Origin of the sequence: Novosphingobium sp. AAP93 (genome assembly GCF_001296055.1) — a bacterium.
Taxonomy (GTDB): Bacteria; Pseudomonadota; Alphaproteobacteria; order Sphingomonadales; family Sphingomonadaceae; genus Novosphingobium.
The window spans coordinates 68,392-79,853 of record NZ_LJHZ01000118.1; the positions used below are offsets into that span (position 1 = coordinate 68,392).

An 11,462-nucleotide genomic window follows, 5' to 3' on the forward strand; every position below is an offset into this window, starting at 1 on the left:
GCTTATACCTGCTCGGCTTGCGCCTGACTATGGCCTTCAGAGACAAGGCGCTTGGCATACATGAATTCGGGATCGCAATGCGTGCCCACCCAGAACTCGATATCGGCGATCTTGGCAAAGCCATAGCGGTGGTAGAACCGCTGCGCCTCGGGGTTCTCGCTATAGACCGAAAGCTGGATCTCGTCCGCGCCCGCCGCTTCGGCCTGCGTCAGCGCCCAGTCCATCAGCTTCGCGCCCAGCCCGCCGCCGATGCGCGCAGGATCGGTGTAGAGCTGCTTGAGTTCCAGCGGCCGCCGCGCATCGCTGTGCCCGGTCGGCATCGTGCTTTCCAGCACCAGCTTGCAGAACGCCACCAGCGCGCCGTTCTCCTCGATCACCGCCACGCGCATGCCGGGATCGGCAATCTCCTTGGCCACCTTCGCCTCGCTGTGCGCCTCTCCAAGAAAGGTCGCGAAGTCTTCCGGCTTGTAGAGATGCCCGAACTTGGCGGTGATCGCGCGGCGCCCTAGATCGGCGAGCGCGGCTACGTCGTCAGGCGTGGCGAGGCGGAGGAGCATAGCTGTCATGCCGCGCCCATACCGCCGACCGCCCGCCGGAATCAATGCAAGTCAGTTGGCCATCGCGACCTTCGGCGCGCGGGTGTAGGGCACGAACTGGTCGAGCGCCACGAACCCGCGCCAGAACCACCCGTTGCGATCGCGCAGTTGCACCACGTCAAGGTTGCACAGCTGCGAGGTGGTCTGCTGGGTGACGAGGATATCGGTCGAATCGAGCGTCGAGGCGCCCGACTTGGGCCGCTGCACATAGATCGTGTTGCCGCTGCCATAGACAATCGCGGTCTTGTCGATCACGTGCGAGGACTGGACCTGCGGCAGGTTGATGCAGTTCACGGGCTTGCCCTCCACGCGGCCCTCGAGCAGCTTCGCCAGCTGTTCCTCGCCGGACAGGTGCGGGCGGGCATCAGCCGTCGCCCCGGCCAGCAGCATCGCACCGGAGGCAGCGGCGAGCCCGAGCTTGGTGGCAATCCGGATCATGACGTGCCCTTTCTCAAATTGGTCGCAGACCAAGGTGCGCCGCGCCGGCTTAACCGTCGCTGACTGTAGTTTTCCTGATGGCAGCCTAGAACAATATGCAAGCCAAGCGCCAACTACGTAGAAGTCCTGGAGTCGCATTACGGGACGGGTAACGCGCCCCGCCGGTCAGGCCGTGCCGCCCACCGTCAGCCCCTCGACCAGCAGCGTGGGCTGGCCGACGCCGGCGGGAACGCTCTGCCCGCCCTTGCCGCACACGCCCACGCCTTCGTCGAGCGCCATGTCATGGCCGATCCCGGTCACGCGGGTCAGCACGCTCGGCCCATCGCCGATCAGCGTCGCGCCCTTGATCGGCGCGCCCAGCTTGCCGTTCTCGACGCGGTAGGCCTCGGTGCAGGAAAACACGAACTTGCCGCTGGTGATGTCGACCTGCCCGCCGCCGAACGACTTGGCGAAAATCCCGTTCTTCACCCGCGATAGCAGCTCCGCCGGGTCATCATTGCCGCCGCGCATGAAGGTGTTGGTCATCCGCGGCATCGGCGCATGGGCATAGCTTTCGCGCCGCCCGTTGCCCGTCGGCGCAAGGCCCATCAGCCGCGCGCTCATCCGGTCGTGGATATAGCCTTTCAGGATACCGTCCTCGATCAGCACGGTCTCTTCCGTCGGCGTGCCTTCGTCGTCGATGGTCAGCGACCCGCGCCGGCCGGGGATCGAGCCATCGTCGACCACGGTCACGCCGGGCGCCGCCACCCGCTCGCCGATCCGGCCGGAGAAGGCGCTGGTGCCCTTGCGGTTGAAATCGCCTTCAAGGCCATGGCCCACCGCCTCATGCAGCAGCACGCCGGGCCAGCCGGGGCCGAGCAGCACGGTCATCTCGCCCGCCGGGGCATCGACCGACTCAAGGTTCACCAGCGCCTGCGCCAGCGCGGTATCGATCCCCCGGTTCCAGGTGCTCTCCTCGAACAGGTCGTCATAGAGCCGCCGCCCGCCGATCCCGAACGTCCCCGTCTCGCGCCGCCCGTTATGCTCGGCGACAATGGAGACATTGAGCCGCACCAGCGGCCGCACGTCCTGCGCCACGAACCCGTCCGCCCGCACGATCTCGACCACCGACCAGCTCGCCGCGAGGCTTGCCGAGACTTGCGCGACGCGGGGATCGCGCGCCCGCGCCGCCGCGTCGATTGTCTCCAGCAGCTTGACCTTGGCCGCGAAGGGTACAGCATCGAGCGGCGAGGCATCGGTATAGAGGTGCCGGTTGTTCTGGCGCGGCGCGGCGGCGGGCGCGGCCTTCGCTGGATCGAGCAGCTTCAAGGTCTCGCCCGCACGGGCAATCGCGGCGGCGGAGATCTCGTTGGCATGGGCAAACCCGGTCATCTCGCCCGAAACGCCGCGCAGGCCGAAGCCCGCATCGCGCGAATAGTCCGCCGTCTTCAGCCGCCCGTCGTCGAAACCGAAGCTCTCGCTGGCGATGAACTGCAGGTAAAGCTCGCCATCCTCGCACGCGCCGAGCGCGGTTGCCGTAAGGCGCTTGGCCTCATCAGGCGTCAGCAGGCCGGGGCGATAGAGCAGCGAGCGGGGATCGGGCGTATGGGTCATGCGCAGGGATATAGGCAGCCCCGCCGCCCGGCGCCACTGCGATTACGCGTGATCCGCGGGGCCGCCCTTCAGCACGAAGCGCCGGTCGCAATAGCCGCATTCGGCATAGCCGCGCTCGTCGATCTCGATGAACACGCGCGGATGGCCCAGCGCCGCTCCGCCACGGATATTGTCCGCGCCGTCGCAGCGCACGCGCGTGCTGGTGGTGAGAACCGTCTCGGGTGCCTTGATCGTGCTCATGGCCGCGCGGGTAGCAAACCGAGCCCCCTTTACGCAAGGCGCTTCAGGTTGCAGGGAGAAACCCATGAACAACACCCCCGCCATCCGCATCCGCGATCTCGTCAAGCGCTATGCTCCCGCCGGAGCCAGGTCGGGTGAAGGCAAGCTCGCCTTGGGCGGGGTCAGTTTCGATGTGCCGCAAGGCCAGATCTTCGGCCTGCTCGGCCCCAACGGCGCGGGCAAGTCCACTCTGATCAACACGCTCGCCGGGCTCGTCATGAAGTCCTCGGGCACGGTCGAGATCTGGGGCTTCGATATCGACCGCGAGCCGCGCAACGCCAAGGCCTCGATCGGCATCGTCCCGCAGGAGATCGTGTTCGATCCCTTCTTCACCCCGCTCGAAGTGCTCGATATCCAGGCCGGGCTCTACGGCGTGCCGGCGCCCGCGCGCCGCTCGCTCGAACTGCTGCAATCGGTCCATCTGGCGGACAAGGCGAATGCCTACGCCCGGTCGCTCTCGGGCGGGATGAAGCGCCGCCTGCTGATCGCCAAGGCCATGGTCCACACGCCCCCGATCCTCGTGCTCGACGAGCCGACTGCCGGCGTCGACGTCGAACTGCGGCGGCTGTTGTGGGAACTGGTGGTCGATCTTAACAATCAAGGCGTTACGATCGTCCTCACCACGCACTACCTCGAAGAGGCCGAGCAGCTGTGCGACCGCATCGCCATCATCAACCACGGACGGCTGATCACCGACCAGCCGACGCGCGACCTCGTCGGCATGATGCGCGAGAAAATCGTGGTGCTGACTCTCGATCGTCCGATCGATGCCGCGCCGCAGCATCCGGCCTTCGTCAAGAGCGTCATTTCGGGCGAACAGGAGCTGCGCGTGACCTACAACAAGGACCGCATCAACGCAGGCGATGTGCTCGCGCTCGTCCAGTCGCTCGGCTACGGAATCATCGATGTCTCGACCGACGAAGCCGACCTTGAGGACGTATTCGTCAAGCTGACGAGCGGGCCGGACATGGCGCTGGCCTGAGCATCGAGTTCAGCCAAGCGCCCCCTGATCAAAAACGAAATTAGTGAATTTATTGCGTATTTTTTTCCGCGAGTGCCGGAACCAGCTTCCAGTACTGCTTCCGGGATGACTTGCGCACAAGCTTCCCGCAATCGGGGCAAGTCGCAACGTGCCACGTGCCGTTCCAGGCGATTGTCGCCTTGTCCGCGCGGTGGCGGTTCATCCTGCAGAAAGGCAATCGCCATAGCATAGTTACGAATCCCTAATCCACACCCCTAAGGGTAATCCCTATCATTTTGCAGGCGCGAAAACAAATCTCCTGACCGGCGTTAATTACGTTTGATTGCCTCTCGGGACGGGCTGCTTGATACTTCCCAAAGGCGGCAAGGACGGGCAAAGAGGCCTGCGTGACCGATCCCATTCCTGATGCGCTGCGGGCCCGCAGATGACCTGCGCCGACATGTCCAGCCCGGATGTCCTCATCATCGGCTCCGGTGCCGCCGGGCTCACCGCCGCGCTTGTGCTTGCCGAACGCTGCCGCGTGCTCGTCCTCGCCAAGGGCGCGCTTGATGGCGGCTCGACCGCATGGGCCCAGGGCGGCATCGCCGCAGTGCTCGACGAGGGCGATACCTTCGAGGACCACATCCGCGACACGATGGTCGCCGGCGCCGGGCTCAACCGGCGCGAGACGGTGGAGTTCGTGGTGGAGAACGCGCCTGCCGCGATCCACCGCCTCGCCGAACTGGGCGTGCCGTTCAACGCCGAATCCGGCGCGCTCCACCTCACCCGCGAGGGCGGCCACTCGCACCGCCGCATCGTCCATGTCGACGACGCGACCGGCTGGGCCGTCCAGCAGGCGCTGATCGCGGCCGCCAAGGCCCATCCCAACATCACCCTCCGGCCCGACATGGTCGCGATCGACCTCGTCACCGACCGCCACCGCGCGGACCGCAGCGAAACCCCCGGCGGCGCCCGGCGCGTCTGGGGCGTCTACGCGCTCGATACCGGCACCGGGCGCGTCGAATGCTTCTCGGCGCGCGCCACGATCCTCGCCACCGGCGGCGCGGGCCGCACCTACCTCTTCAGCACCGCCCCGCGCGGCGCGACAGGAGACGGCATCGCCATGGCCTGGCGCGCGGGCTGCCGCGTCTCCAACATGGAGTTCATGCAGTTCCACCCGACCTGCCTCTACAACCTCGAGGTCAAGAACTTCCTCATCACCGAGGCCGTGCGCGGCGAAGGCGGCCACCTCAAGCTCCCCCCCGGCGTCCCCGGCGGCGGCGAGCGCTTCATGCCGCTCTTCGACCCGCGTGAAGAACTCGCGCCGCGCGATATTGTTGCACGCGCCATCGATCACGAGATCAAGCGGCTCGGTCTCGATTACGTCCACCTCGATATCAGCCACAAGGACCCGGAGTTCGTCCGCGGCCACTTCCCCAATATCTACGAACGCCTGCTCGGCCTCGGCATCGACATGACCAGGGAGCCGATCCCGGTCGTCCCCGCGCAGCACTACACCTGCGGCGGCGTCCTGATCGACCTTGCCGGACGCACCGATCTCGACGGACTCTACGCCGTCGGCGAATGCTCCGAAAGCGGGCTCCACGGCGCCAACCGGCTTGCCTCCAACAGCCTGCTCGAATGCTTCGTGTTCGGCGATGCCGCCGCCAACGACATCCTTGCGCGCTGGGACCAGTTCCCCGCCCCGCCTGACCTCAGGCCCTGGGACGAAAGCCGCGTCTCGGACTCCGACGAGGAAGTCGTCATCAAGCAGAACTGGACCGAGCTCAGGCGCTTCATGTGGAACTACGTGGGCATCGTGCGCACCAACAAGCGCCTCGAACGCGCCGCGCACCGCATCAAGCTCTTGAAGGGCGAGGTCAACGACTACTACGGCAACTTCCGCGTCACCGCCGATCTCATCGAGCTGCGCAACCTGCTCCAGACCGCCGAACTCATCGTCAAGAGCGCCCGCGCCCGCCGCGAGAGCCGCGGCCTGCACTTCACCGAGGACTACCCCCAGACCCAGCCCGCCGCGCGCGATACGGTGCTGGTGCCGAACTAGGCAAATCCTTCGTCATCCCCGCGCACGCTCTTCGTCATCCCCGCGCAGGCGGGGATCCAGGGCGGCCCGAACCACCGCCCGCCGCCGATCAACAGGGACTGGCCCCTCCGTCAGACATACCTGACGTCGGCATCAAAACCGCAGCTGCCAGAAAAGGGGACTGTCCCTGTTTATCGGCCCTGTTTATCGGCCAGCCCTGTTTATCGGCAGGCACTCACGGTTGCACGCACCCTACAGATGCCGCCCGATAAAGATCAGCACCAGCGCCCCAAGCACCGAAGCCAGGCACCCTGCCCGGCTGATCCCGTCGCGACCCCGGTTCGCCGCCAGCCCCGCCACCAGCGAGCCCGCGATCCCCAGCAGGATCGTGCGCCCCAGCCCCATCGGCACCGGCCCGGGATAAATGTACCGCGCCGCAAGCCCTACGAGCAAACCGCTGAAAATGATCGAGATGAGCTTGAACATGGGGGGCCGCTCCGCATTGACCTGCACCACAAGGCATATCGTGCCCCCCGTCCCACACGCCAGTGGATAATCGCGTGGCTAAGTAACAACCGGGTCTGGACAGCGATCTTGTCCACAAGATCGGATCGCGCCTTCAAAAAAAGTTCGCGGGGCCCATATTGGGACTTGAAATGCCGGTTTGACCACGCGTCGCTGCACTGCAACATGACTGTCATGACGATGAAACGAATCGTACGTGCGACGAGCCGAATCGATAATGCGGTGTTTACCCTCTTGTGTCTGATTCCGGTTGAGGCACTATGGGTAGTGGTCGGGTTCTGGGGGAACCTCTAAACCTAGTTTCAGTGGCGCGGCGGGCAGTTAGCTCGCGGCAACGGTGGCAGCTTCGCCGCCGACCCTCGACTTGACCTTGTTTCGGGCGCCGGTGCGGGCACCCGGGAGAATGAAATATTCTCCTTTTGTTCCGCCCGGTGTATGTTGGATTGTATGATGGATTGCGCGTCGCGATTCGGCCCTCGGGCCCCGCGCGCAGCAGGTGGAACAGGGGACTGCCAGCGTGGATTTCAGGACTGGAGACAGCGTCGCGGAGCATGACAGCCAGAGCGAGCTTCTGCTCGCCGGTGACAGTGCCCCCGCTGGTGGCAACGAGAAGGCAATTGGCATGAATGCAGATGACAAGGGCAGCGAGGCACTCGTCGCGGCCCTGACAGCCATGGGGACCGCCGGGGCTGCCGGTGCGCTCGCCGCAGCGGCCAAGCCGGTCAGCGATTCCAAGACGATCAACGCCCGCCGCTTCGCGATTGCGACGAACTCGGATCGCGACGCGCTGCTGACGGCGTTCGGCAAGGAAACGCTCGACGACCGCTACCTCCTCCCCGGCGAACGCTATCAGGATCTCTTCGCGCGCGTCGCGGACGCCTATGCCGACGATCAGGACCACGCCCAGCGTCTCTACGACTACATCTCCAAGCTGTGGTTCATGCCTGCCACCCCCGTCCTCTCGAACGGCGGCACCGGGCGGGGCCTGCCCATCTCGTGCTATCTCAACTCGGTGTCGGACAGCCTCGAAGGCATCGTCGGCACGTGGAACGAGAACGTCTGGCTCGCCAGCCGCGGCGGCGGCATCGGCACCTATTGGGGCCAGGTCCGCGGCATCGGCGAATCGGTCGGCCTCAACGGCAAGACCAGCGGGATCATCCCCTTTGTCCGCGTGATGGACAGCCTCACCCTCGCGATCTCGCAGGGCTCGCTGCGCCGGGGTTCGGCCGCCTGCTACCTCGATATCTCGCACCCCGAGATCGAGGAGTTCCTCGAAATCCGCAAGCCGTCGGGCGATTTCAACCGCAAGGCCCTGAATCTCCACCACGGCGTGCTGCTCACCGACGAGTTCATGGAAGCGGTCCGCGATGGCGCCGAATTCCACCTGCGCAGCCCCAAGGACGGCTCGGTGCGCGGCACGGTCGACGCCCGCTCGCTGTTCCAGAAGCTCGTCGAAACCCGCCTCGCCACCGGTGAGCCCTACATCGTGTTCAACGACACGGTGAACCGCACGATGCCCAAGCATCACCGCGATCTCGGCCTCAAGGTCTCGACCTCGAACCTCTGCTCGGAAATCACGCTCCCCACCGGGCGCGACCACCTCGGCAACGATCGCACCGCGGTGTGCTGCCTCTCCTCGCTCAACCTCGAAACCTGGGACGAGTGGCACAAGGACGAGCGCTTCATCGAGGACGTGCTCCGCTTCCTCGACAACGTGCTGCAGGACTATATCGACCGCGCGCCGGACGAGATGGCCCGCGCCAAGTATTCGGCGATGCGCGAACGCAGCGTCGGCATGGGCGTAATGGGCTACCACTCGTTCCTGCAGCAGAAGGGCATCGCCTTCGAAAGCGCCATGGCCAAGGCGTGGAACCTCAAGATGTTCAAGCACATCGCCGCCAAGGCCGATGAGGCCTCGCTCCTCCTCGCGCAGGAACGCGGCGCATGCCCCGATGCGGCGGACATGGGCGTCATGCAGCGCTTCAGCTGCAAGATGGCGATTGCCCCCACCGCGTCGATCTCGATCATCTGCGGCGGCACCTCCGCCTGCATCGAGCCGATCCCGGCCAACATCTACACCCACAAGACGCTCTCGGGCAGCTTCGTGGTCAAGAACCCCTATCTCGAGAAGCTGCTCCAGTCGAAATCGAAGGATTCGACCAACGTGTGGAACTCGATCCTCGAGCGCGGCGGTTCGGTCCAGCACCTCGATTTCCTCTCGCCGGAGGAAAAGGCCGTCTACAAGACCAGCTTCGAAATCGACCAGCGCTGGCTGCTCGAATTCGCGGCCGACCGCACGCCTTATATCGATCAGGCCCAGTCGCTGAACCTCTACATCCCGGCCGACGTCGACAAGTGGGACCTCATGATGCTCCACTTCCAGGCGTGGGAGAAGGGCATCAAGTCGCTCTACTACCTCCGCTCGAAGTCGGTGCAGCGCGCCGGTTTTGCCGGCGGCGTGGAGGCGGACAACACCGCCGAGGCGCCGGTGATCGAACTGGCCGCGCAGACCGACTACGAGGAATGCCTTGCCTGCCAGTGAGTTGGACAAACTAAAGCTGACTTGAGGTTTAGACCATGCCGGCCCGCCTGATACAATCGGCCACACATTGCGGCTTGTCCGGCATGGCCTCCATCCGCGACACGGTTCCAGCTTGCCCCGGACAGTCCGGGCAGGCTACACTTGCGAATAATTCGCAATTGCAAAAGGGACCTCGTCGTGCGCAAGTTTCATCGCTGGATTTCGGTTTTCTTCGGCGTCTTCCTCCTCTGGATCGCCGTCACGGGCACACTCAGCCAGATCGTGCCGCTCATGGCGGGCGGGGAGAAACCGAAAGCGGAGCAGACCGCCCAAAGTCCAGCCACGAAGCCCGCATTCACCTGCCCGCCGGACTACATGTGCCGCCCCAAGCCCAAGCCCGGCGATCCGCGCGCCCTGATCGGCCTCTTGCACCACCTGCACTCGGGCGAGAGCTTCGGACCCGTCGGCGTCGTGATCGGCACGCTTTCGGGCTTCGCGATGATTTTCTTCAGTTTTTCGGGCCTGTGGCTCTATATCCAGATGTGGCGCAACCGGGCGGAGCGCAAGCTCACGCCCCGCTGGTTCTGGAAGTAGCGCCTCCTGTCCTTCGGGGCGCCCGAGCAGACTGGGGAAAAACCGGTCAGGCTCTGATTCCCTTCACCCCGCGCGCTTTCACCGGCGCGCGGGCCGCCCTATCTTCCTTGCGCTGAACCCCGAACAGGACTCGTCCCCATGTCACTTCTTCAAGCCCGCAGCTCCTACAAGCCCTTCGAATATCCCTGGGCCTACGAGTTCTGGAAGCGCCAGCAGCAGATCCACTGGATGCCCGAGGAAGTTCCGCTGGGCGAAGATTGCCGCGACTGGGCGCAGAAGATCTCGGACCACGAGCGCAACCTGCTCACCCAGATCTTCCGCTTCTTCACCCAGGCCGATGTCGAGGTGCAGGATTGCTACCACGACAAGTACGGCCGCGTGTTCAAGCCGACCGAGGTCAAGATGATGCTCGCCGCCTTCTCCAACATGGAGACGGTGCACATCGCCGCGTACAGCCACCTGCTCGACACCATCGGCATGCCCGAAAGCGAGTACGCGATGTTCCTCGAATACGAGGAAATGCGCGCCAAGCACGATTACCTGCAGCAGTTCGGCGTCGATTCCGATGAAGACATCGCCCGAACCCTCGCGATGTTCGGCGGCTTCACCGAAGGCCTCCAGCTCTTCGCCAGCTTCGCCATGCTGATGAACTTCCCGCGCTTCAACAAGATGAAGGGCATGGGCCAGATCGTCTCGTGGTCGGTGCGCGACGAATCGCTCCACTGCGAAGGCATCACCAAGCTGTTCCACGCCTTCGTCGCCGAACGCGGCTGCCTCACCAAGGCGGTGAAGGAAGACATCATCGATTGCTGCCAGAAGACCGTCCGTCTCGAGGACGCCTTCATCGACCTCGCCTTCGAGCAGGGCCCGGTCCCGGGCATGAGCCCCAAGGAAATCAAGAAGTACATCCGCTACATCGCCGACTGGCGCCTCGGCCAGCTCGGCTTCCAGCCGATCTACATGATCGAGGAACACCCCCTCCCCTGGCTGGCCCCGCTGCTCAACGGCGTCGAACACGCCAACTTCTTCGAAACCCGCGCCACCGAATACTCCAAGGCCGCCACCCGCGGCGACTGGAACACCGTGTGGTCGAGCTTCGATTCGCGCCGCAAGGCGAAGTCTGCGGAACCGGCGAACGAGCTGGTGGAAGAAGCCGAGGCAGACATGTTCAAGGCAGCGGGGATCGCGGCGGAGTAAGGTAGTAAGGAAAGTGCGAGGGCCCCTTCGACAAGCTCAGGATGAACTTGCCCTCGCGCTCCCGGGAACTGGGCTATGCCGAAAGTCTTTGATTGGAACGGCTACCGGTTTCACTTCTTTGCCAACGAGGGCGATCCGCGCGAACCGCCCCATATCCACGTCACCAGAGGGCGCGATACAGCCAAGTTCTGGCTACGTCCCGATGTGTCGCTGGCCTATGATCGCGGCTTCCCGCCCCGCGTGCTTTCCGAACTCGCCCGTGTTATAGAAGCACGGCGCGACGACATCGAAAGTGCATGGCATGACTTTTTCGCCTGAACCCCTCGCCGTCCGGTTCGATGCCGATTCCTTCTGGGTCGACCTTGATGATGGCCGTACGCTGGGCGTACCGCTCGTCTGGTTCCCGCGCCTGCTCCACGCAACCCCTGAACAGCGCGCCGCCGTTTCCCTGAGCCGAGCCGGGCTTCATTGGGAAGAGATCGACGAGGACATCTCGGTGGCCGGTCTCCTTGCCGGCAAAGGCGATCAGACAAGGCCGGCCAAGGCAGCCGCTTGACCCACTTGACAGAACGAACCATATAGGTTATACGCCTCGCCCAGATCGGGAGCAGGCTAGGCCGGCCTCGCCCTCGCTCCTTTGGCGTCTTGTCCACCGGGCAAACGCCAACGCGACCGGTGCGGGCTGCGGGTTCAAGGTGGGGCGGTCTCCCCCAA

At 64.8% G+C, this 11,462-nt stretch carries 12 protein-coding genes; 7 read left to right on the forward strand and 5 right to left on the reverse strand.

Translation table 11 applies throughout. The annotated features are described in order from the left end of the window. Positions 1 to 2: 2 nt before the first annotated feature. From IP83_RS17590 to IP83_RS17605, 4 genes are all read right to left on the reverse strand, one after another. A complete protein-coding gene (locus tag IP83_RS17590) occupies positions 3 to 557 on the reverse strand; it encodes a GNAT family N-acetyltransferase (protein WP_054123538.1) in 555 nt (184 codons plus the stop codon). A 51-nt stretch (positions 558 to 608) separates the two neighbouring features. Then, positions 609 to 1,034, reverse strand: a complete 426-nt coding sequence (locus tag IP83_RS17595) for a hypothetical protein (protein WP_054123539.1) — start codon at positions 1,032 to 1,034, stop codon at positions 609 to 611. A gap of 165 nt (positions 1,035 to 1,199) precedes the next feature. Further along, positions 1,200 to 2,627 carry a metalloprotease TldD gene (tldD, locus tag IP83_RS17600; protein ID WP_054123540.1) on the reverse strand — a complete coding sequence of 476 codons (1,428 nt, stop codon included), beginning with the start codon at positions 2,625 to 2,627 and terminating at the stop codon, positions 1,200 to 1,202. 42 nt (positions 2,628 to 2,669) lie between these two features. Then, complete coding sequence (locus IP83_RS17605) at positions 2,670 to 2,867, reverse strand: zinc-finger domain-containing protein (protein ID WP_054123541.1); 198 nt, start codon at positions 2,865 to 2,867, stop codon at positions 2,670 to 2,672. 64 nt (positions 2,868 to 2,931) lie between these two features. On the opposite strand from IP83_RS17605, the gene IP83_RS17610 reads away from it, so the two are divergent. Together IP83_RS17610 and nadB are read left to right on the forward strand one after the other, a co-directional pair. After that, complete coding sequence (locus IP83_RS17610; protein WP_054123542.1) at positions 2,932 to 3,888, forward strand: ABC transporter ATP-binding protein; 957 nt, start codon at positions 2,932 to 2,934, stop codon at positions 3,886 to 3,888. A gap of 439 nt (positions 3,889 to 4,327) precedes the next feature. Further along, positions 4,328 to 5,932 carry an L-aspartate oxidase gene (gene nadB / locus IP83_RS17615; RefSeq protein WP_231625107.1) on the forward strand — a complete coding sequence of 535 codons (1,605 nt, stop codon included), beginning with the start codon at positions 4,328 to 4,330 and terminating at the stop codon, positions 5,930 to 5,932. A 231-nt stretch (positions 5,933 to 6,163) separates the two neighbouring features. On the opposite strand, the gene IP83_RS17620 is transcribed toward nadB, so the two are convergent. Further along, positions 6,164 to 6,397 (reverse strand): GlsB/YeaQ/YmgE family stress response membrane protein, encoded by a 234-nt coding sequence (locus IP83_RS17620; protein ID WP_054123544.1) that lies wholly within the window; start codon positions 6,395 to 6,397, stop codon positions 6,164 to 6,166. Positions 6,398 to 6,953: 556 nt separating this feature from the next. Between IP83_RS17620 and IP83_RS17625 the strand changes: the two genes are divergently transcribed. The 5 genes from IP83_RS17625 (at position 6,954) to IP83_RS17645 (ending at position 11,304) form a co-directional block, all read left to right on the forward strand. Beyond that, on the forward strand, positions 6,954 to 8,978 hold the full coding sequence (locus tag IP83_RS17625; RefSeq protein WP_054123555.1) for a ribonucleoside-diphosphate reductase subunit alpha: 2,025 nt from the start codon (positions 6,954 to 6,956) through the stop codon (positions 8,976 to 8,978). 177 nt (positions 8,979 to 9,155) lie between these two features. Further along, entirely contained in the window at positions 9,156 to 9,551 is a 396-nt protein-coding gene (locus tag IP83_RS17630; RefSeq protein ID WP_054123545.1) for a PepSY domain-containing protein, read from the forward strand. A 138-nt stretch (positions 9,552 to 9,689) separates the two neighbouring features. Next, the gene (locus tag IP83_RS17635; RefSeq protein ID WP_054123546.1) at positions 9,690 to 10,748 is read left to right on the forward strand and encodes a ribonucleotide-diphosphate reductase subunit beta; all 1,059 of its coding nucleotides are present in this window, start codon (positions 9,690 to 9,692) and stop codon (positions 10,746 to 10,748) included. A gap of 75 nt (positions 10,749 to 10,823) precedes the next feature. Beyond that, on the forward strand, positions 10,824 to 11,066 hold the full coding sequence (locus tag IP83_RS17640; protein ID WP_054123547.1) for a DUF4160 domain-containing protein: 243 nt from the start codon (positions 10,824 to 10,826) through the stop codon (positions 11,064 to 11,066). After that, complete coding sequence (locus tag IP83_RS17645) at positions 11,050 to 11,304, forward strand: DUF2442 domain-containing protein (RefSeq protein ID WP_054123548.1); 255 nt, start codon at positions 11,050 to 11,052, stop codon at positions 11,302 to 11,304. The genes IP83_RS17640 and IP83_RS17645 overlap by 17 nt, the downstream gene beginning before the upstream one ends. Positions 11,305 to 11,462 lie beyond the last annotated feature (158 nt).